15 protein-coding genes are annotated in these 23,036 nt (G+C 47.0%); 8 read left to right on the top strand and 7 right to left on the bottom strand.

What is annotated here, in order from left to right; genetic code table 11:
• Window positions 1-37: 37 nt before the first annotated feature.
• From K1Y79_RS01385 to K1Y79_RS01370, 4 genes are all read right to left on the bottom strand, one after another.
• Window positions 38-1,396: a RagB/SusD family nutrient uptake outer membrane protein gene (locus tag K1Y79_RS01385; protein WP_220248205.1), complete on the bottom strand. Its 1,359-nt coding sequence runs from the start codon at window positions 1,394-1,396 to the stop codon at window positions 38-40.
• A 10-nt stretch (window positions 1,397-1,406) separates the two neighbouring features.
• Entirely contained in the window at window positions 1,407-4,964 is a 3,558-nt protein-coding gene (locus tag K1Y79_RS01380; RefSeq protein WP_220248204.1) for a SusC/RagA family TonB-linked outer membrane protein, read from the bottom strand.
• A gap of 224 nt (window positions 4,965-5,188) precedes the next feature.
• Window positions 5,189-6,346, bottom strand: coding sequence for a FecR family protein (locus K1Y79_RS01375; protein WP_220248203.1), 1,158 nt, complete (start codon window positions 6,344-6,346; stop codon window positions 5,189-5,191).
• A 76-nt stretch (window positions 6,347-6,422) separates the two neighbouring features.
• Window positions 6,423-7,043: an RNA polymerase sigma factor gene (locus K1Y79_RS01370; RefSeq protein WP_220248202.1), complete on the bottom strand. Its 621-nt coding sequence runs from the start codon at window positions 7,041-7,043 to the stop codon at window positions 6,423-6,425.
• 143 nt (window positions 7,044-7,186) lie between these two features.
• Here K1Y79_RS01370 and K1Y79_RS01365 point away from each other — a divergent pair, with 143 nt between their 5' ends.
• Both K1Y79_RS01365 and K1Y79_RS01360 read left to right on the top strand, forming a co-directional pair.
• Window positions 7,187-8,425: a PQQ-dependent sugar dehydrogenase gene (locus K1Y79_RS01365; protein ID WP_220248201.1), complete on the top strand. Its 1,239-nt coding sequence runs from the start codon at window positions 7,187-7,189 to the stop codon at window positions 8,423-8,425.
• Window positions 8,426-8,618: 193 nt separating this feature from the next.
• Complete coding sequence (locus tag K1Y79_RS01360; RefSeq protein ID WP_220248200.1) at window positions 8,619-9,494, top strand: fructosamine kinase family protein; 876 nt, start codon at window positions 8,619-8,621, stop codon at window positions 9,492-9,494.
• Window positions 9,495-9,512: 18 nt separating this feature from the next.
• Here K1Y79_RS01360 and K1Y79_RS01355 read toward each other — a convergent pair whose 3' ends face one another.
• A complete protein-coding gene (locus K1Y79_RS01355; RefSeq protein WP_220248199.1) occupies window positions 9,513-10,061 on the bottom strand; it encodes a lipocalin family protein in 549 nt (182 codons plus the stop codon).
• Window positions 10,062-10,182: 121 nt separating this feature from the next.
• Here K1Y79_RS01355 and K1Y79_RS01350 point away from each other — a divergent pair, with 121 nt between their 5' ends.
• The 6 genes from K1Y79_RS01350 (at window position 10,183) to K1Y79_RS01325 (ending at window position 20,128) form a co-directional block, all read left to right on the top strand.
• Window positions 10,183-11,232: a sensor histidine kinase gene (locus tag K1Y79_RS01350; RefSeq protein ID WP_220248198.1), complete on the top strand. Its 1,050-nt coding sequence runs from the start codon at window positions 10,183-10,185 to the stop codon at window positions 11,230-11,232.
• The gene (locus tag K1Y79_RS01345; protein WP_220248197.1) at window positions 11,207-11,968 is read left to right on the top strand and encodes a LytR/AlgR family response regulator transcription factor; all 762 of its coding nucleotides are present in this window, start codon (window positions 11,207-11,209) and stop codon (window positions 11,966-11,968) included. Before K1Y79_RS01350 ends, K1Y79_RS01345 begins: the two co-directional genes overlap by 26 nt.
• A 694-nt stretch (window positions 11,969-12,662) precedes the next feature.
• On the top strand, window positions 12,663-14,870 hold the full coding sequence (locus K1Y79_RS01340) for a peptidase domain-containing ABC transporter (protein WP_220248196.1): 2,208 nt from the start codon (window positions 12,663-12,665) through the stop codon (window positions 14,868-14,870).
• Window positions 14,871-14,901: 31 nt separating this feature from the next.
• Window positions 14,902-17,457, top strand: coding sequence for a lantibiotic dehydratase (locus K1Y79_RS01335; RefSeq protein ID WP_220248195.1), 2,556 nt, complete (start codon window positions 14,902-14,904; stop codon window positions 17,455-17,457).
• A 3-nt stretch (window positions 17,458-17,460) separates the two neighbouring features.
• On the top strand, window positions 17,461-18,294 hold the full coding sequence (locus tag K1Y79_RS01330; RefSeq protein WP_220248194.1) for a thiopeptide-type bacteriocin biosynthesis protein: 834 nt from the start codon (window positions 17,461-17,463) through the stop codon (window positions 18,292-18,294).
• Window positions 18,266-20,128 (top strand): lanthionine synthetase LanC family protein, encoded by a 1,863-nt coding sequence (locus tag K1Y79_RS01325; protein ID WP_220248193.1) that lies wholly within the window; start codon window positions 18,266-18,268, stop codon window positions 20,126-20,128. The genes K1Y79_RS01330 and K1Y79_RS01325 overlap by 29 nt, the downstream gene beginning before the upstream one ends.
• A 497-nt stretch (window positions 20,129-20,625) precedes the next feature.
• On the opposite strand, the gene K1Y79_RS01320 is transcribed toward K1Y79_RS01325, so the two are convergent.
• Together K1Y79_RS01320 and K1Y79_RS01315 are read right to left on the bottom strand one after the other, a co-directional pair.
• Complete coding sequence (locus K1Y79_RS01320; RefSeq protein WP_220248192.1) at window positions 20,626-20,814, bottom strand: pinensin family lanthipeptide; 189 nt, start codon at window positions 20,812-20,814, stop codon at window positions 20,626-20,628.
• Between the two features lie 68 nt (window positions 20,815-20,882).
• Window positions 20,883-23,015 (bottom strand): TonB-dependent siderophore receptor, encoded by a 2,133-nt coding sequence (locus K1Y79_RS01315; RefSeq protein ID WP_220248191.1) that lies wholly within the window; start codon window positions 23,013-23,015, stop codon window positions 20,883-20,885.
• Window positions 23,016-23,036: the final 21 nt, after the last annotated feature.

Here is a 23,036-nt window from a genome sequence, read left to right as displayed (position 1 = left end):
TAGTGATAGTGGGTTATGGTTGGTTGGTGATGAATATTTAAGGATTCTGTTCAATCTCCGGATTTAACAGGATATACTTTTGCCCAATCGGATATACATACCGATTACTGTTTGGCTCAAGTGTATATTCTATGCCTTTAAAGCGGCGTATCACGGTAGTTGCGAATGCAACGTCTTTGCTCAGTCGTTTCTGGTCAATCCATCGCAGACCGGTGCCAAACAGTTCACGTTTCCTTTCATCAACCACGCTTTTCAGTGCTTCTGCAGCTGTTCCAACCTCCAAAGCAGTGTAGTCAGCTGCCAGGAAACGTTTTTCTCTCAGCTTGTTTAGTAGCTCAATCGCTGTTGCAGCATCATTGTTTCTTGCTGCACATTCCGCTTTAATCAGCATCATCTCAGCTACCCCAGGCCCGTTATTGATAACGTTTGTCTCCCGTGAGTACCTGTGTCGCCAGAAACCATATCCGGTAAATGCAGGTGCAAAATTGCTACCTGGCCTGATAAACAGTGTAAAGCGAAGATCTTTTGACCCCAGCAGCGACAGCAGGTCAGTATCAGCCTGCATACTGGTGAAATAGAAACCGGTAGCTGTTTTCGAAATGATCACTTCTTTGTTATCCAGCCGGTATGGAAAGGCAGAAATGTCCGTTGCATAATTTCTCAGGTCCAGAATATCATTCTGGATGGCAAGCGTCATATCTGCATAAGTCATCGCGTTGGTAAAATCCCGCATCCCGAGATAGGTGCGTGCCAGCAGGGCATAAGCAGCCGCCTTTGACGGACGGGTATTGTAGTCCGGCAAGTCAGGTAGTGCAGGCGCTGCCTCTTTCAGATCGCTGATGATCTGATCGTAGACTGTAGAAACGCTTGCTCGTTTCAGCGGTGCAAACAGATCGGGGGTTAATAACAGGGGTACCCCGGGATCAGCTGCTGCTGTAGCCGCGTCATATTGTTTGGCATAGAGTGAAACGAGACTCCAGTAAAAGTAGGCACGGTTCACCAAGGCTTCTGCATATAATTGCCTCTTCTGGTCGTCATTGCCTCTCTCACTGGTCATCACACCATTCAGAATCTCGTTGCAGGTGTAAATGGATTTATACAGCCTTTCCCAGTCCACATCTCCCTGTATATCTGACCAGTATTGTGGCTGCCAGGTATATGCATTGGCATATATGTCCTGCATCGCTACCTGTTTAGACGAATCCAGGAAACGGGTATCGTCTCCGGAATACATAGGAAGGCTGAAACTCGCTTCCATTGTTGCGCTATTGTCGAGAAGCGCGCGATAGTCATTTGTATATTTAAAGGTACGCGTACCTGTCTGATCAATTTCCACGTATTTACGACAGCCAGTGAAGATCAGGGAAGCCGCCATAAGATATATTAGTCTTTTCATTTGGTCACTGTTAGAATGATGCATTAATGTTGAACATATAACTGGTTACCGGAGGCATGCTATAGTAGTTAGCATTTGCATTCAGGTATTCCGGATCATACCCATCCTTATTTCTCGTCCATATCAGGCCCAGGTTGCGCATACTGCCACTCACGCTCAGGCTCTTGAATACCCGTTTTGGCAACAGGTTGTTAGGAACGTTATATGCCAGTGATATTTGTTGCAGGCGGATATTGTCTGCGCTTCTTACTAGTTTGTCTGAATGGCGGTAACGAGTGATACTATTGAAATTCACGTTACTAAGTCCTGGCACGTCGGTATGCGCTTCGTCACCTGGTTGACGCCATCTGTTGGCCAGGTCTTTCTGTCTGCCTACAACTCCGTAGAAATCCCCAGAGAACATCGGGTAATTATTGATTGTCGGAGCCATAAATACATGTCCGAAATAATAGGTCATCTGTATTCCGAGTTCAAACCCTTTAAGACGGAAGGTGTTAAAGAAACCGCCGTGATAAGGAGCTATTGTCTGACCAACATATTTGATATCGTTGATGTCAAATGCTGATGTTAGGAAGGTGCTGCTCTCTATTATTTTATCATTCCTGTCATAAATGCGTGTCTGCCCGGTTTCGGGGTTTAGTCCTGCTGATCTGTACACAAAAAGCGCCCCCATAGGATAGCCATTTACCATGGTACTGCCCATTACCAGTGTTGAAGCTAGTGTTGTATTGAACCGGGACTCTGTTATTTTTGTCTTGCCATAAGAGAAGTTGAAAACGGAAGTAATACCCCAGTCCTTTTTGTCCACAATCTTAGCAGTAATGCCTGTTTCAATACCATGACTTCTCATTGTGCCAGTATTGTAAGATAAAGAAGGCCATCCGTAAGTAGGGTTGAAAGGGAAGGTAGCCAGTATGCCTTCGCTTCTCTTTTGATATGCATCCACACTTCCATTTAAGCGGTTATTCAGTAACCCGAAGTCAACGCCTACATTGGTAGTGCGGGTCAGTTCCCATCCCAATTGTTGATTAGCTGGTGCCTGAATTGAAGCAATAGGCAATTGGGTGTTTTGATCTACAGCGTTCAATGTGATGATTGGTACGTTATTGCCGCCTAATGGTACAGTACCACCGGTGCCATAGGTAAGACGTAGCCCCAGATTAGTGATCCATGCGATGCTTTGCATAAAGTCTTCCTGGTACATATTCCATTTAGCTCCCGCTGACCAGAAAGGTTTTGCTCTTTTACTCCGTTCCAGGCCAAGTAATGTGTAATCGTCAAAGCGTACACTTCCACTCAGATTATATTTAGACTTATACGTATAGCCTGCATTGCCAAAATAGGACAGGTAGCGGTTTCGTATTTCAGCAACACCGCTTTGGTTTGCGCCCAGGATGGTTGTCCAGCCATACATTGTCATAAAAGGAGTAGTAGGATTTACGGTTGCAAAACTGTTGGCCTCAGGATCATATCCGTAGCGGATGCTGTTATAAGACTTATTATACGTCTGCCTGATTTCACTGCCCGCCAATGCAATCAGCTGATGATCTGCATTCAGGTTATAGTTAATATTCAGCATACCTCGCATGTTGTAGTCCCATGCATTACCATCAGTTAAGGTATATGTGCCACCGTAAGGGATATTATATACTGGTTTATTTGTAGTGGGTGATATGACGGTGCCGGTGTTGACAAGCGTCCTGCCAGCGTAGCTTTCTAATTCATTTACCGACATCATATTCATGATGTTTCGCTGATACATACCGGAAACATCAAAGTTCATCCAGTTAGTTAGTGTTATGTTTACGCCGGTATTGATACGGATAGCATTTGTGGTGGTTTTTGTGGATGAATACTTCAGCTCATCCACCGCATTGTAAGTGAATGGCAGATAACCCAGGTTAACCAGGCTGTCATTAACTTCTGGACGCATGGTAATGCTGCGTCTGATCGGCTGCCCATTGTTGTCAATCAGCATGTCATATGGACGAAGGGAGATGGTGGAATTACCTAAGGCTTCTACTGCTGAAATATTAGCTATCCCTTGTGCATACTGATAATTAAAGCCTGTTCTCAGTTTGACCCGCCTGTTAAACAGATCGTTGGTGAAGTTACCGGTGAGAATAGTATTGGTAGCGCTGTTACCCCGGTAAATCGGCAGATCTTTGTTAAAGTTGCCCGATATGTAGTAACTATTATTATCACCGCCGCCGGAAATAGATAGGTTGTGTTGCTGATTAACAGCAGTACGTAAAAGGTACTTCCTGATTTGTGACTGATTATTCCGTTGGCCGATTGCCTGTAGTGCAGCATCCGCTTCTGCCTGACTGGCGCTTCCTCGTTTCACTTTAAAGAGCCACTCGATTGCCTCGCTTGGATTGTTGTTTTGTAACGGATAATACCAGGGTAGGGTTGTATTGTCTGTGAAAAATCCTTTCTCATACATCTCCTTCTCAAGATCAACGTATTCCGCACTATTCATCCAGCGCAATTTTTCAAATGATGGCGCTTTTGAGAAACCGATAGTAGAGGACAAGTTGATGACAGGCGCACCTTTTTTGCCTCTTTTGGTTTCTATGACAATTACTCCATTTGCTCCCCGGGACCCCCATATTGAAGTGGCAACAGCATCTTTCAGGAAAGTTATCTGTTCAATATCATTCGGGTTGAGCGTTGATAGTACCGAACCATTGGCTGTCTGAGTGCTTCCAAGTGTTGTCAGATTTTGTTGATCTGTATTGGGCGATATCAGTGGGAATCCATCAATGACAATCAGCGGAGCAGTATTGATAGAGTACGTGTTAAGTGTACGTATCTGTATTTTATTGAAACGGACGTCGAAGCGTACTCCAGGTACTTTTCCCTCCAGCTTTTCGAGTATGTTGTTTGCAGGAACATCCTGAAGATCTTCTCCTTTTATAACATTATATGCGCCGGTCGCGCGTTCCTTCGATATTGTTTGGAAGCCTGTGGAAACTTTGACATTGATCTCTTCAATGTTGATAGTAGCACGTTTTAGAATAATAATCAGGTCTGTGCTATTCGAAATCTTCAGTTCCTGTGTCTGAAATCCCACGTAGCTGATAATCAGTACATCCCCAACATTAACAGTAATCTCAAAACGGCCATCATTTCGGTTGATGATAGAGCGTTCGGTATCTTTTACCTTGATAGTAGCTCCATATAGAATATGCCCATTTTCGTCGTATATAATACCTTGTATAGGAATCAGCTTATTGTCAGAAGCACTATTGCCTGTAGCGTCTGGCACGGCTAGTTTTTTACTGACAAAAATAGTCTGCTCCCGGATCAGGTATTGCAACGACTGATCTTTGAAGATAATATTCAGAAACTGATCCAGCGGCATATCCGCTGCGCGTACGTTCACGGGAACGGCCTCTTTTAACAGCCGGCGGTCACAGAACACATGAAAGCCTGTCTGGGCCCGGATCGTTTCAAATGTTTTTTCCAGGGGAATATTTCTGCCGGAGAGTGTTACGGATTGAGATACACCTTTTGCACTGGCCCCCATGAATGCAATGGTCAATAACAGAGCGGTTAGTTTCATCACTAACAAGATTTTGGTTGATAACCGGCTGCGGTAACGCCTTCTTCCAGGCATAGCATGGCCTGTCCGGTTACAAGAAGCAATTTTTTGCATAACTTGCAATTGGTTAGGTTGATTTGAAAAACAGTTTTCCGAAATAATTGTCTATCGTCCACCCTGACTATCAGGCCGCTTTGACTCCTACCTCAAAGCGGCTTTTGTATAGGGATAAAACTCGTTGTTCATTACGGTAATACTACCAGTCTTTTGTCTTCTTCAATACGAAAATTGACCCCGGATAGCTTCAGTCCTTCCAATACCTGCGAGAGGCTGAGGTTCCTGCCTATTTCTCCATAGAACCTGATATCCGGTACATTCTTTTCATAAACTACTTCTATGTCGTACCATCTGGCCAGTTGGCGCATTACTTCTTCTACGCCCAATTCGTCGAAATTAAATATGCCGTCTTTCCATGCGGTGACCTGGCCTGTATTGATCTGGTTGTTCACTTGTATTGTCTCCCGTATTGCGGCTTGCTGTCCTGGTTGCAATACGGCTTCTCCTGATGTTGTGTTCACTTTGACCCTGCCACTAAGCAGGGTGGCCCTGATGCTTAATTCATCTTTATAGGCGTTTATATTGAAATCAGTGCCTAATACATCTATGGTTGCTTTATTATCTATTTTCACTCTGAATGGTCTGGTGGCATCTGGCACTACTTCAAAATAGGCCTCCCCGCTGATCTCTACTGTTCTGTCTGCGCCATTAAAGGCTGTAGGGTATCTGATGGCGCTTTCGGCATTCAGCCATACTGCAGAACCATCAGGTAGCACCAGCTTAAACTGTCTGGAGGCGGGGGTGTGTATCGTATTATAACTGGCTGTGGCTGCGTTGGCAGCGTCATACTTAAGACTGCCATTCTGTAATATCAGCCGGCTACCGTTCTGATTCCCGATCTGACCATTGCCAAGGCTATCGAGTGTTACCTGACTACCGTCTGCCAGTGTCAGAACTGCGCCGTTCCTCCCAGGCGCAATGTCCTGCACTGGTATGTTCACTGTTACTTCCTGGCGTAAAGTGGGGCGTTGTAATACTACCCATGTACCAGCAGCCAGGACCAATACGGCTGCGGCTGCCCACCACAGGCGGCTGATTTTTCTTACCGTACCACCTTTCTGCTCATTGTCCATCGCTGTCAAACGGTCGCTCAACTGTGTGAGGAAAGCAGGGCTGGCCTCTTCATATACTAATGGTAAACCGTCATCCGCTGCTCTCTGCACCAGCTGATGGAACTCTTCGGCACTCACATCGTGGTACCAGGTAAAGAAGTCGCTCTCTTCCTGGTCCGTCAATGTGCGGTCCATATATCTTTTGATAAGTAATATCTTTTGGTCGTCGTTCATGTACGGGATTATATACTACAGACGAACACCCAATGGATTTGTATACGCTTCGGCAAAAAATATTTTTTGTAGCAGGCTATTTGCCTCTTAGCCAGAGCAGGAAAAGTATCGAAATCATGCCCCCGTGCTGCTCCAGGACAGATTTCAGTGTATGGAATGCAGCATAATAATGTTTCTTTACAGTTACTACTGCCATATCGTACCTGGCAGCAATTTCCTCGAAACTAAGCCCTTCCTCCGTCCTAAGCAGAAAAATGTCCCTTTTCTTTGGCTCCAGTTCATTGATGGCCCGAATGGCCAGGGTATGCAGTTCTTTATATACTAACGGGCCTTCACCGCCAGTAACTTCCATTGCGGCACGTTGCGCAATGGTATCAATTGCTTTCAGGTGTACTTTCTTACGCCTGAGCTGGTCAAACAGCAGGTTTCTGGCAATCCTGAATGCATAATTCTCGAACGATCTTATAAGTAACAGCTTTTCACGGGTCTTCCAGATCCGGAGGAAAGTTTCCTGTAAGAGTTCATCTGTTTCGTCTTTATCCTGTGTAATGAAGGTAATAGCTACCTGCAACCCGGGGTAGTAGTGTGTATATAACTGTCCATAAGCATCCCGGTCGCCTCCTGCGGCTGCTCGTACTAAATGAATTTCATTGTCCGGTAGTACGCGTTGAAATAGTGGATGGTCCCTCTGCGTCAATAAATAAGCGAATATTTTGCAAGATACGCAAACATTACCGGATCTTGTTAGATTTCTTCTATTTTGTCCGGATTTACTGCACTATCAACCGTTCAACCATAAGCCAATTGACCAATTCAGATTTTTGAGCTATATTTTCAGCCATGAAAAGATCACTTCAGGCAATCATCACCGGGACAGGCTTCTTTTTTGCTTCCTGTGGCGCTCCTTCTGCTCAGCAGAACGGAACCGACAGCACAGCTATAGATAGTACCTATGGTCCCGTAGAAACGAAAAAACCTAATTCTGATTACAAACCCGCATTTCCGGGGCAGACACGCATCAATGGAGTGAAAACCAAGACTCCCTTTGAAGCAACTGTTTTGTCTGACAAACTTGAGAATCCATGGGGTATTACACCTCTACCAGACGGCAGACTGCTGATTACTGAAAAGAAAGGTGTAATGCGTATCGCTACCGCTACCGGACAATTGAGCGAACCTATCACCGGCCTGCCAAAGGTAAATGCTGATGGACAGGGTGGCCTGCTGGGGGTAAGGGTAGATCCCGATTTCAACAAAAACAGAACTGTTTACTGGGTATTCTCAGAACCTTTGCCGGAAGGTAATTTGACTGCTGTCGCTAAAGGGAAGCTTTCTGCCGATGAGAGGACCATCGAAGGAGCTGCTGTTATCTACCGCGCAACCCCTGCTTACAAAGGCACCCTTCACTACGGCGGAAGGATCGTTTTTGACAAAGACGGTAACCTGGTTATCAGCACCGGTGAACGCTCCGATCTTACAACGCGTCCACAGGCCCAAAGCTTGAACTCTGGTCTCGGAAAAGTTATCCGTATCACCAAAGAAGGTAAACCGGCTGCCGGCAATCCTTTCGAGGGTAAGGCAGATGCTCGTCCGGAAATATATAGCTACGGCCATCGCAATGTACAGGGGCTGGCCTTCAATCCTGAAACCGGCGACCTCTGGGAAACCGAATTTGGTCCAAGAGGTGGTGATGAACTTAACCGTATTCAGCCAGGTAAAAACTACGGCTGGCCAACTATCACTTATGGCATTGAGTATAAAGGCGATAAAGTTGGTGAAGGTATCCAGCAGAAAGAAGGCCTGGAACAACCCGTTTATTATTGGGATCCGGTATTATCTCCTAGTGGCATCGTCTTCTATTCAGGGAAAGGTATTCCTGAATGGAAAAATAACCTCTTTGTATGTGGCCTAAGCAGTATCCATATCGCCCGACTGGTTATTGAAAATAACAAAGTGGTAGGCGAGGAGATGTTGCTTAACAGTGAAGAGCAGCGTTTCAGGGATATTACTGAAGGTAATGATGGTGTATTATATGCGGTAACTGACAATGGAAGATTGTACAGCATCCACAAGAAATAATCCAATGCTTATTTGGTAAAGACGGCAGTATCATTTATTTGATACAGCCGTTTTTGCGTTATAGCCAGCTATTAACGCTTTTCCTTTCATGCCAGTGCCCACCAGAAACCGGCTCTCCATTTGTACATACCTCAGTGTTGAATCGTCTACCATATCGAATGCTTCGACTTAGGCATCAATTAATAGTTGTTATATGCAAAAAGACCTGCTCCTTCACCTCGAGTCCGTTCTTACTACCTACTTTCAGATGCCCGTTTTTATATCTCAGGTACATGCGGCAGGAGGGGGTGATATTAACGACTCCTTCGTTCTTGATACCTCCCAGGGTCCTTTGTTTATCAAGCTGAATGATACTCGCTATGAGGACATGTTTACTAAAGAATCCAATGGCTTGCAGTTACTGGGTACTGCAAAAGCACTGAGAGTACCTACGCCGTATTGTTATGGTAGTTTTCAGCAATATGCTTACCTGTTGATGGAGTATTTACCTGGTGGACGTCCCGCACAGCAAAGTATACAGCAGCTGGCAGAAGGATTAGCAACTCTTCATCGTTGTAGCAGTGAGCAGTTTGGGTTACAGGAAGATAATTACATAGGTACCTTGCGGCAGCATAATAAACAAACTAGTTCCTGGGGAGTATTTTACGGACAGTATCGCATTCTTCCGTTGGTCAGACAGCTGATTGATATAGGGCATTTCGGTGATAAAGACCTGCGGCAAACTGATAGTCTGGTCAAACGACTGGAAGACATGTTTCCGGAAGAAGTCCCTGCATTACTGCATGGAGATCTGTGGTCTGGTAATTATATGTTTACAGTTGATGGTCAGCCGGCCATCTATGATCCGGCGGTATACTATGGTCACAGGGAAATGGATATTGCTATGACACGCCTGTTTGGAGGCTTCGATGCTTCTTTTTATGAGCATTATCAATCAGCCTTTCCGATGGTTGCCGGCTGGCAGGACAGAGTACCTCTCTTTCAGCTATATCCTGTACTAGTACATGCCGTGTTATTTGGCGGACAATATATCACTCAGTCAGCCCGCATTATAGCGCAATACAGTTGACGGAAGATCGCTTGTATATCATTCTTCTTTATCGTGCTGGCACCATACCAGGGCGTCGGTGTCATAACCGATTTCCCGGGCTTTGGCCAGGTAATTTTCCTTCACATTATCCGGGATGGTCGTTTCCCTGGACAATATCCAGAGGTACTTCAGATTATTACCCGCTACCAGCGCATACTTGTAAGATCTGTCTATTGCAATAACATTATACCCCGCGTAGAAAGGACCAAAAAAAGATACTTTCAGCCTGCCAAGATCACCTTCTCTTACAAACTTAGCTTTCCCGATACTCTCTTTCCACTTGTTCTTTGTGTAATCATAACCACGGTTGTCAACCCGGATAGCCCCATCTTTCCGCAGACTGTAAGTAGCAGTTACGTTATTAAGGTCTTCCTCATATTTGTAATCCAGACGGGCAATTTCGTACCATTTGCCCAGGAACTTATCTATGTAGAAAGGTCTCACGGCAACAGCCCCTTTAGGGATGGTAACGGCAGTAGCAGTGCTAAGCATCAGCAGACCGGCTCCTGCCAGCAGGGCAACATGTACTTTGTTAAATCTGACCATATGGATGGGTTTGTGGTAGTTAATCAAAATACATGCCCTTTCCGCCGCCTCATACGTCGTTTTGTCCGTTTCAAAGCATTGATCAACCTGTCATACCTTAAATTTCCCCTACCTTTAATTGATGAAAATGACTCCTTTCGTCAGGGAACTGTTACGCTATTGCTGGGTGTTAGCGTTTATATCGGCTGCATCTGCCGTTATGTTCATAGTCGTTTTCAGACTGGGAAAAGGTGCCCCCTGGGGCATTGCCTCACTGACCGGATTCAGAACCCTGATGCAGGGGTTCGTGAATGTAGCAATCATTGTCTGGCTGAGACGCTATTATCCCATGCAATCAGGGCGACAGGAAAGAGCCGTCAGGTACATACTCGGCTATCTATTCGCTGTTGTCACCTTTGTGATAACACTTCCGCTCGAAGGATTAATAAATGTATCGTTCATAACTGTACCTGTGTGGGAAAAACTTCCAGGTATTCTGGTACAGGGTATATGGGTAAATAGTCTTGTTGTTGTTACACATAATCTCGTGATTTTACGTTTTGAAAAAGAACATGCTGAACTGGAAAATTCCCGCTTGAAAGCAGCTAATCTTGAATCAGCCAATCTCCTGCTAAAGCAGCAGATCCATCCTCATTTCCTCTTTAATGCATTAAGCATGCTGAAAAGCTTGTATAAAACTGACGTGCATGCGGGGGAAGTATATCTTTCCCACCTGGTAAACTTTCTGCGGGCGTCACTGGCAGAACCACAATCCCGTGTGGCCCGTCTTGTTGATGAAATAAGGCTTTGTGAGGATTATATAGAAATGCAGCAGATCCGTTTTGAGGATGCAATGAGCTGTTATATAGATATTCCAGGCGAGGTCCTGTCCAGTGGATATGTACCTTCGTTCTCGGTACAATCCCTCATTGAGAATGCCATCAAACACAATGAAGCTACCGATATGTCTCCTCTGGTCATTGAGGTATACTACAAAGATGGTCGTATCTGGGTAGAAAACAATTTACAGGTGAGGAAGTATATTGAAGTTCCTAGTGGCAAGGGCCTGATTAACCTCATAGAACGATACCGTATATTGTCTGGTGATGAGGTGATCATATCACAGGATGAGCATAAATTTACTGTAAGCATTAAAGTATTGAGCCATGAAGGTAGTGATCATAGAGGATGAGAAGATTACAGCCAGAGACCTTGCCCAGACCATCCGGCAGCTGTTTCCCGAGGTGACCGTCGAAAAGATATTGGGCACGGTAAGAGAAAGCATCGCTTACTTTAAAAGTAATACGAGTGCAGAGCTTATCTTTTCGGATATTCAACTCGGTGATGGCCTGAGCTTTGAAATATTCCCTGCAGTTGAAATTGATATACCTGTCATCTTCTGTACGGCATACGATGAATATGCGCTACACGCATTTAAGGCCAACGGCTTCGATTATATACTGAAGCCTTTCACAAATGAATCAGTGACGGCTGCTATTAATAAATACCTCGCTTTCAGAGGCAGGATAGCAGGTAACACCCTTCCTTATAGAGCGCTCGAACAGCTGTTCTCCAATAGAAAGGGTGCTGAAGCAGGCGCTGTGCTTGTTTATCAGAAAGACAAGATCATGCCTGTCTCTGTCAATGATATTGCGTTTTTCTATCTGAAGAATGGTATTGTCGGATTGACTACTTTCGATAAGAAAAGCTATGTTGTCAATAAGACGATGGACGATATCGGTAAGATGACCGAACCACTGTTCTTCCGCGCTAACAGACAGTTCCTCGTTAACCGCAAGGCCGTTCAGGATGCTACCAGCTCTCTGTCCCGCAAACTCACACTTACGCTGTCCGTACCTGTACCCGAAACGGTCACTATCAGCCGCGAGAAGATGCAGCAATTTCTTGAATGGCTTACGCAGCGCTGACGGGAAACATCCTTTCAACACCATTTCAACCGGCAAATTGGCTGTTTCACCCCTGTTTTGCTGGCCCGGGCCAGTGAATACCCAGATATTTGTACTGGCAGTATCGCGCTGCCTGTTCTATGGATATACTCTCTTAAGCATATAAGGTACATAAACACACACTCAATATTCGTAACAGAATATCAACAAAAACGGCGGCGTATTCCTGCGCCGCCCTTCTTTTGGAACCCGGCCGATTCAGGATGTAATTTGTCCGTTTCACCCCTTTTCGGTTGAGATTCTCTACAGATTAGTAGAACTTCGGACCAACGCATTAAATACAATAAAGATATTATAAACGCACTCGTTGCTGTGACAGTCGGCAACAGTTGTAGGTTTAAGTCAGCCGGTACATTCCTGTTCCGGCTTTGTCCTTTTATAGCAGGCCACCCTCCGCAATCACACTTCGTATGCCCAATCACCTGTCAGAACAACCAACTTAAAGATGACTAACCAAACAGGTTCAATCACACGGTACTCCCACAACTGCTATCAGGTAGTTTGTCTGCTTTAGCTCCCTGATGTACCGTTTATGCTCCCGGGTCTTTACGCTGCCGATCTCTTTTCCGGCTACTCACCCTTAATAACATACAACATTGCCGGTAATATTTTATGAAGCATTGTTTCATATTCTATTTTTACATAGATTGCAACAATGTTTCAATTCCTATATACCAGGAACGCCTTCCCTTTCTTCAGACAAGCCGACGCCATGGATTGTGGTCCGACCTGCCTGCAGATGATTGCTGCCTGGCATGGAAAGACATACCCTTTGCAGTATCTGCGCAACCAATGTAAAATATCCCGTCAGGGCGTAACCTTTGCCGATATCATCGCGGCGGGAGAACAACTGGGCTTCAATACGCTCTCTGCTGAACTTCCATTCACCGTCCTGGCAGAGAAAGCGCCACTACCATGTATTCTGCACTGGGACAGACAACATTTTGTTGTGCTGTACAAGGTAACCCGGGACAAAGCATACATTGCTGATCCTGCACTCGGACGAAGCGTGCGTTACTCCATCCCTGAATTATTACAGGCCTGGCAGCTGGACGAAAAGCAGGGTAGTGGAAGAGCATTGTTCCTCGAACCTACTCCGCAGTTCTTTGAAGCACCGGAAGTCGAAATGCCCGCCACTACCTTACGCACGTTCTTACCCTACGTACGTCAGCACCGGCGTAAACTTATACCGGTGGCCGTTACTGTATTCATTGCTGCTGTATGCTCCTTCCTCACTCCTTTACTCACCGAAGCGATCGTAGACAAGGGGATCAGTAGTAAACAGATGCCATTGCTGTTACTCATCGGACTGGGTCAGCTCACCCTTTTTTCCGGCAAACTGATTGCTGACTTCCTTCGGGCACGTATACTACTTACTCTCGGGGCACAGATCAGCATTATGATGCTGGAGGCCTTCCTCCTGAAGCTGATGCGACTCCCGTTCGCCTTTTTCGATAACAGGCAGGCGGGTGATAATATGCAACGGGTCACAGATAATCAGCGGGTTGAAGACTTCCTAACCACGTCTGCCGTCACCTTTGTGATGTCAGTCATTATGCTGCTCGTACTAGGTGGGACCCTGCTCTATTATAACTGGTGGATCTTCCTCCTGTTTGCTGCCGGCGCTGGTGCCGGCATTGCCTGGACGGGAGCTTTCGGAGAAAAGCGGGGCCGGCTCGATCAGAAGCGGTTCCGTGTATTAGCTGCCAATCAGGACACCTTGCTGGAGATCTTCTCCGCTTTTCAGGAAGTAAAACTGACCGGGGGCGAACAACTCAAAATCAATCAATGGACTACCCTGCAACAGCAATCTTTTGCTGTCAAACTGGAAAGCCTTAAACTCGATCAGTTTATTCAGGGTGTTGCTCTTTTTATCAATGAAACCCGGAATGTAGTCATCACCTGCCTCACCGCTATACTGGTCGTAAAAGGACAACTCACGCTGGGTGAAATGGTCGCGATTACATTTATCTGCGGACAGCTTAACGCGCCTGTGGCACAACTGGCTGACTTTATCCGGGCCTTACAGAATACTAAATTCAGTCTGCAGCGTATTGCGGAAGTACACCACGAGAAAGAGGAAGATCCTGTAACTGAGCAAGACGCTCCTGCACCTGCCATTACAGGTGATCTGCGCCTTTCGGATGTAAGTTTCCAATATGGAAATAAATACACGCCGCTTGTACTCAACCATCTGCACCTCACCATACCCGCAGGTAAGATGACAGCTATCGTCGGACTCAGTGGCAGCGGTAAGACAACCCTGTTAAAGCTCCTGCTGAAGTTCTATGGTCCCTCACAGGGCCACATATCTGTCGGTAACCACTCGTTCCAGGATATCACCGCGCATCACTGGAGGCAACAATGCGGCGCTGTGATGCAGGATGGTTATGTATTCAGAGATACAATCGCCAACAACATCTTCGGCGGCGCTACTGTAAGAGACAGGGAGCGTATGATAGCAGCCTGCCAGATGGCCAACATACACGGGTTCTTTGCTGCAATGCCCTTCGGTTATGATACCATGATAGGAAAAGACGGCTACGGACTGAGCGAAGGACAAACTCAACGCCTGCTCATCGCACGGCTCATCTACCGTAACCCGGCATACATCTTCCTGGACGAAGCCACTAACTCTCTTGATGCCAGTAATGAACGCGACATCATCAACAACCTTCATGACTTCTTTACCGGAAAGACAGTTGTCGTGGTAGCACACCGCCTGAGTACCGTCAGACATGCAGATCAGATCCTGGTCATGGACAAGGGAGCGATCGTTGAAGCAGGTACCCATGAAACCCTTATTACAGCAGAAGGAGCCTATTACCGGCTGATCAAAAACCAGCTCGAACTAGGCCGTTAATCAGATTTGTTATACCTGAAAATACCATCCTATGGCGCTCAGAATATTTCCGCACCTGCTGGTGCGTTATGCAGGCATGCCACTCAGCGTTTTGCAAACGGCGCAGCTGACGGATACCACGTCTGCCATTGAACAGCAATGGCTGCTGGAGCAACAGCTTCATAAAGAAAAAGCAGCCATCTGCGACCTGTTGTACGACCTTATCAATCAGTCCACAGACCCAAAAGAACGGGTACAGTTGTTACAGCTTAAACGAGACATCTTCAATGACAAGCTACCCGCTAAGCTACCTGCTGCTGCCCCGCCGTCCATACACGCTTACGTACAGCTGATACTGCATAAGAAGGAGATGCAACAGCTGCGTTCCCTCGGGTACGATCAGCTGCTGATCCAGGCCAGACATGAACTGCAGCAATATGCCAGGCAGGAGTCGCTGCGTAAAGGTATTCTGCTGTCAAGCCCTGTACTGTATGAGCAACTGAACAACTTTGCTGTTGCTGACTGCAACAGGTTCAGAAGTAAAGAACTCAAAAACGAATATAGCCTGGTCAGGTATGTCAGCCGCATGGCGGCAAAGACATCCCCCTTCAGCACGTTTACCTATGTAGGAAGAGGCGCAATAGCGCCGGCAGCATCCAATGCTGAAAGTGCATCCGTACATAGTAGTGTGCGCCTACACAATGGCCTGTTCAGCTATCTGCGACTACTAATGATCTACCACCCTGTACTGAATGAAATAGTCGAACTCAGATTAAACGTCACTGCCACGCTGCAACAGGAAGAGATATCCTTCCTGGTGAACTATTTCAACGTAGAGGCTTTTCAGCGCCTCCCCGCCCGTAATCTGCCGTTATGGCTTTACCATTATTTCAAAGAACATATTAAGCCCGTCAGTATCGGCGCATTAACTGATCACCTGTGTACACAGATACCTGATACTGACAGAGCAGTGATCAAATCATTCCTGCTGAAGCTTGTCATCAACGGACTACTTGAACCACATATAGGATGTGCCGCTATCGATCCTGAATGGGACAGGCAGCTGATGAACTTCCTGCTGCCATACCGGCAACTGCTCGTTGTAGCGTCCTTACACACAGTACTCGTACAATTGCAGCTGGCGAAAACAGCTTATGTAAACGCTCCTTCCGACCAACGTTTCCAGCTGTTGCGTGATACATCTCTCCTGGTGAATGAACAATTTTTACGCTTACAACAGCAAGCTGACCTGCCGGATGAAACAACCGCTCCTGACGGCAGCTTTGAACTATTCCGGTTTCAGGCCAGGAAGTTCCTGCCACAGGACATCTTTTACGAGGATACCTACACCACAGATATCCCCGCGCTGCCCGAAGCAGGCATTACCCCGTTTATTGCTGCTGTCAGCAAACTATGTATCCTGTTGCAACCATTTGATGGGTTGCAGGAGGAACGGCAATCTATGCTGCGTTTCTTCACCACGCATTATGAGGGTACGGCCAGCATACCTGTTACCCGTTTCTATCATGACTATTACCGCCAGGAAAAGAAGCCTGCGGCAGCTGCTGTTAAGCAAGACAGGAAGGATATTCCCCTGCCCGATACCTTACAGCTGACAGCCACGGCTGACGAAATCCAGCTTACGCCTGCGACAGATATTCCCGCAGTTAGCAACCACACAGGTGGCGTGTTCGCCCAGTTATACAAAGACCAGCACCAATACAAAGGCGTTGTAAACGCGGTGTTACCTGGCATGGGAAAAGTAGCCGGTCGCTTCCTGCATCTGATGGACCCCGTGGTCACCAGCGATTTCCGGGCCTGGAATACCAGCCTACATGAAAACTGCCTGCTGCTTGAGCTAAATGACGGATCTGCATTTAATGCCAACATACACCCACCATTGCTGTCTTATGAAGTATGCATGCCCGGTGGTAACAACAGTTACGCCGAGGAAGGCAGAATTTCCCTGCAGGATATTGTTGTCAGATATGATGCAGACAACAACGCCCTGATGCTGTTCCATACGGGGTATAACAAAGTGGTATATGCCTACGATCTCTCTCTCGAATCATTTTATAACCGCTCGCATTTCTATCGTCTGCTGGCCCACTTCAATACGGACTGCCGTGTGCCGTTGCGCGCTTTGATGCAGGCGGTTGACAACCACTATTCCGCTCCTTTACAGGCAGATAATACAGTGATCATAAAACCACGTATCTGCTTTGGCGACCATGTCATACTACGCAGAAAAGGATGGTTGATCCGCACGGCTGCCATACCTGTATCCGGCAATGAAGAAACCAGCGCCGCTTACTTTGAAAGGCTTAATACCTGGCGAATCAGCAACGGGGTGCCGGAACAGGTATTTCTCTTCCTCAGATCTGCCTGGATACCCCCTACGACTGGCCAGCAAAGCCAGTTACAGCGAGACGATTACAAACCACAATATATCAGCTTCACCCACCCGTTACTTGTCAGCCTTTTCAGAAAAGTCCTGTCAAGGGCAGGGGAGTGGTGCTACCTGGAAGAAATGCTGCCCGATGCTGCACATGTAGCTGCTGACGGCGGACTGGTAAAAGAATACCTGATTCACTGGTATAACATGTAGTATATGCAATATTCCTGGCTCTCAGCACACCTTTTTTACACCGGAGATCTGCGCCTGTTGCTGCAACACGCAGTTCATCCTTTCCTGCAGCAGACGGGCCACCGTGCTTTCTTCATCCGCTACTGGGAGCACGGTCAGCACATCAGACTACGGCTGCACATACCGGCACACACTTTTCCCGCTGTCCAATCTTCGCTGATAAGCGCAGTAAAAGGCATAGCAGGTGTTGAGGTCCAATTCATCGCCTACGAACCAGAGATAGACAGGTATGGCAATGAATACTCCATCGGGTGGGCCGAAGACCAGTTTGTTGCTTCGTCCCGGTATGTGATCGATGTGTTAAATACTACCTCAGAATGGTCTGTATCAACGGCCCTGCTACAGGCACTGAAAATGAATATGGCCCTGTTGTATGCCTGGGATACATCCCCTATGCAGCAACTGGATACCTGTCGCCTGTTCATCCGGAACTGGCTGCCCCGGCTTTATGACCGGTCCCAACCTGCGGCAGCACAGGAACAATATTTCACCTCGCTGCTGGAAGCCCGCTTCACCCAATATGCTGCTGTGCTGCTACCCGCCGTCCATAACCTGTGGGAGGAGCTGCATGCCGGTACTGCTGCCACTCCATTAAAGCAGTTTGTTGCCTGCAACAGGCAGGTCTTCTGTGCGTACGCCACCCACCCCTTCGACACACACAAAATGCAGGAAATAACAGGCAGCTTCCTGCACATGGGCCATAACCGCCTTGGCGTATCCAACCTGGATGAGGCCTATATCATGTTTTTTACCCTGAAATGTTTACAGCATGTACATGCCCGACACCCCCTCTCATGATGAGCAACGGATACAAATCGCATTATCCGCAATTACAGACCGTTTATTGCCGCTGATTCACCCCGACCGTATACAGGAAGATCTCAGTCAACCGGGGGCCAGTATCGACCTGTTTAATGGCAAAGCAGGGATGATATGTTTTTACCTCCGGTTAGCAGATTACCAGCCTGCATACCGGGCTGCCTGTATCGCCGCCGCCGACACTTTACTCTTCCACCCGGCTGTTTTCCAACAGTCGTACTATACCCTGTATACCGGCGCTACTGGCTTGTTATACCTCTGTGTTCAACTCTATGAAGTTACGAACGATGCCCTGTACCTCCACCGCGCCGGCGAACTTACAGCCCGTTTTCAGGAAGGTATTTTACAGGAAGTTATACAGGATGATTTCATCAGCGGACATGCAGGTAACCTACTGGTGCTTACGCAGTTATATGGATATACAAAAGACAATGAAATACTCCTGCTGATACGGCAGCTGGCGGATAAACTACTGTCAAATGCGAGGATCGCTAAGCAGGGTTTACGCTGGGGCCATTTTAAAGGATCATATGACTGTCTGACGGGATTTTCTCACGGCGCTTCCGGTATCGCGCATGCGCTGTTACAGGTGGCAGGTTATTTTAGAGACGAAGGACTCGAGTATCTTGCTATGGAGGCATGGAGGTATGAAATGACATACCATGACCCTGCCAGGAATAACTGGCTGGATCTCCGGCTGACCAGTACCCGGTTACAGGACGCAGACATCATGGATTGGGAACTGACCCGCTTTCAACAATATATCAGCGATGTAAATTCCTGGGCACACGGCGCTGCAGGTATAGGACTGGCTAATTTATACGCCTGGCGGCAAACCGGACAGGCGCACTTTGGCACTGCGGTTACCGCCGCCCTGGAACGTTGTATGGCGGATGCCAATAATCTTAGCCGGGGCGATTACACCCTATGCAGCGGTTATGGGGGTATAGCGCTATTCCTGCTACAGGCGGCGGAGATCCTGAAAAAGCCGGATCTGCGTGATATGGCCAAACAGTTAGCGGTGGCTGCGGTGAACTACTTTGAAAAGCACGGTACCTACAACAGCTTTATCAGCGGATCAGTAAATGACCCTGGATTGTTTTCAGGGATGGCAGGAGTGGGGTATCTGTTCGCCAGTGTATTGCTGCCGCCAAGATCCAATGATATAATAGTTCCCTGCATCTGCGTTCCGGCACATGACAGCCCTTTGTACGCAGCAGGTGCCGTGAAAAGGCAATTATTCAGCCGGTATTATGAACGTTCGCTTGCCATAGCCGATCCGGCTGCGGTTGACATGGCAAACGATGTACACCAGCTGGAAGCCCTGTTACGCCCCACACTTTATCGGGAAGACTGTTTCATTTATGAACAGTCGCTTACCAACGTATGGCGGTATCACCGGGGATTGCTATACTACACACAACGGGGTGCGCTCCTGGAAAGAATAAACAGTGTATACCTCTCTGCTCCTGATACAGCTTTACTTGAATATACGTTTGCTCCCGTACAGGGGCTGGAAAGCTGTTCCGTCGCGGATACCTGGAATCTTGCTGCTGACGTAACCGGTGCGGATAATAACGGGACCAGCCGCAGTTACTACCTGCACTATGCACATGCACAGGGAGTAAGTACCTTCCCCGTCAGCCGGTTCACCGCGTTACTGTTGGAGGCACTTCAGCGATCAGCCACACTGGCTATTATCATTCAAACTGTATTATACCCACAGGTGGATGTGCCATTGGAGGCCCTGCAGGCGGCGGTAGTATCCCAGATAAGGGTATTGTTGCGGCAGGGGCTGATCACTGCAAGATAAAGTTGCTTTTGTGTGATCACGCTGCCACCCGAAAGAGGTGTATCTGATATACTTTATGGTAGTGCTATTGCTGGTATAACAAACATGCACATCCTATTCAGGAAATTACTTATTGGACGCAGTTGTACCCCGTACAAAGACCAGGACATCAAAGTCCGAACCCGGTCTGATAAGTACTCATATGCAAGTTGCTTAAAATTACACACCGTAATAGGATAATACAATATGATCCGGACTTTCCGGATATAAAACTCATATGCAAGTTGCTTAAAATCACACGCCGTGATAGGATAATTCAATATGATCGGAGCTTTCCGGATATAAAACTCCTATGCAGGTTGCTTAAAATCTCACACTGTGATAAGATATAATATGATCCGGGCTTTCCGGTTATAACATGCATGTGTGCCTTGTAATGCTTCAGCAAGTGTAATAAATCAAAGGGGGCAGCTCAAATTGGCTTTGAGCTACCCCCTTTCTTTTACCCTCAAACGATATTATGCACAGATAATAGTCGTGCACAGATGACCTTGGTCATCAGTAGCCAGCGTGTGGGTAGGATGGCTCTGTCCTGCGAGACCACCTGCCAGACGGGTATTCATTTCACTGTCAATGCTTGTTACAAAACTGTCGATTTTGAGGTCATCGATGCTCAGTTTGATCTGGGTTACCTGATTGTCTTTCATAAAATAGTATTTAGAATTTAATGCCTACTATTATGGGGTTTCGGCATATCCCCTATTGCGCAATAATGTTATAATCTGATTCCTGCAAACGCTTTGAATGATACCGGCGCTCCTTCGATATAATAGTAACTGCTGACGCCTTCATATACTGAACCGGTCAGCATATCTCCGCTGGAGAAGTAACGTTTATTGGTAAGATTATCCGCTACCACACGCACATACCATTTGCCATGCGTATAAGCAATACCTGCATCAAACTTTGTGTAACCTTTGAGGTCAAAGCCGGGTGTATAAGTGGCTGTTTTGGTAACGGTAGTATGCCCAACGCTGCATCTTATCTGTGACAGATCCGTGAGTGGCAGGGTATACTGCGCCCAGCTGTTAATAACCTGTTCAGGTGTAAATGCCAGTTTATTACCCTCATTCTCCTTCCTGGTATCTTTGCTGGTGATGGCATGGGTATAGGAGTAGTTAGCAGAGACGGACAAGCGGTTACTGATACGTCCCATGATATCTACTTCAGCGCCTGTGCTGGTGGCTTGCCCAATCTGTCTTCTGAATCCGGGATGTTCCAGGTCAGATACCAGCAGGTTATTTTTAATGATCTTGTAACCGGCAATACTGGTAATCAGTTTCTGTTGAAACCACTCTTTTTTTGCCCCTGCTTCGATGCTGTTGCCCCGTTGTGGATCGAATCTTTGTCCGCTGGCATCAACGCCCGACTGTGGAATAAACGACTGGTCATACAAGGCATAGACGGCCAGATTGCCTTTCAGCAAACGTGTAATACCTAACCTGGGCGAAAAGGCAGTTTCATCTTTTTGTGGCTGCCGGGCATTTGTCGTAACAGGCGTGTTGATGGTAAAACGACCGCCGAAGTTGAACAGCCAGTTCGTATGTATACGGCTGGTGCTATACACAAAGGCGGATGTCCAGTTGTTCTCCCGCGCAATCAATGTAGCTTTTCCCAGCATCTTAACGCTGTCTCTGTCCAGCCCATATTGCGGACGGTTTTTATCAAATGTGAAAGTGTGCTGACCATAGGCATTGGTATAATTATCTTTGCTGTAGTTATAATCCATTCCGCCTACAATGTTATGTACGACATGATGGCCTGTCCGGAAGCTACCGCTCAGATATGCCTGTACTGCTGCCACCCGCCCGGTGATACTGTTATTCACAGGTAGCCGTCTGGTCACATTTGTGCTGTCAAAGTTGACAAGAGAATAGTTGTCGGATATCAGGTACCATACGTCGGTAGTGTTAACAGTATACTTGGATTGTACTGTCAGCCGCAGGTTGTCATTAAACCGGTGCTCAAAAGCAATTCTGGCGCTCTGTGAGGAAGAACCCGACTGTGGCAGGTTCGGATCGCCGGCATAGTTATCAGCCATCCTGTCTTTGAGCACTTCACCTGCTGTACCTAGTCTGGTTACGCTGCTGCCACCATCCGCCCGCATGTCTATCAGGTTATATTCTGCCAGCAGATAGGTGCGGCGGCTGAAGTTGTATTGAACTACCGGAGCCAGTACATACTTCTTTGTGCTGATAAAGTCCTGGAAAGACTGACTTCCCTGGTAGGCCCCGTTCAACCGGTACGATACACCTTTTGATTTTACTGCACTGCCAATATCTGCTGCTGCGCGCATAAAACCAAAGCTGCCACCTGCTATTTCCGCATGCCGGATGCGCTGTTGCCGGGGTGTTTTGGTAGTAATGTTAATACTACCTCCGGGATCGCCGGATGAGATAAGGAAACCTGCCGGTCCTTTGATGAAGTCTACCCTTTCTATAAATGCGGCATCTTCTGTCAGTGCGCCCATGGTACTGCGTTGAGGCATGCCATTGACATATGTCTCTGCCGAAAAGCCACGCATCATGACTGTTGCGGATGCATCGAACAGGGAGCTGTTATAACCCATCTTTACGCCACTCGCATTGCGCACAATGTCCTTCATTTCAATAGCGCCTTGCTCCCGCATCAGGTCACTGCTAACGCCGGTAATGTTCTGCGGTATTTCCAGCAGCCTGCCCTCCATTCTCAGCACCGGCGACATACTGTCTGTCTTCATACTTCTCTTCTTCTCCATGACGGCAATCTCTTTCAGCTGCTGCCTGCGCAGACTGTCTGTTTTTTGTTGTGCCTGTGTACTCAGTGCGAGTAAACATAAGCCAACAGGTATGGGTAGTGATTTATTCATCAGCATAAAAATTGAATAGTT

Source organism: Chitinophaga rhizophila (assembly GCF_019492185.1).
GTDB lineage: Bacteria > Bacteroidota > Bacteroidia > Chitinophagales > Chitinophagaceae > Chitinophaga > Chitinophaga rhizophila.
The sequence above is the reverse complement of the archived record's forward strand: the minus strand, read 5'-3'. Positions and strand labels throughout refer to the sequence as shown.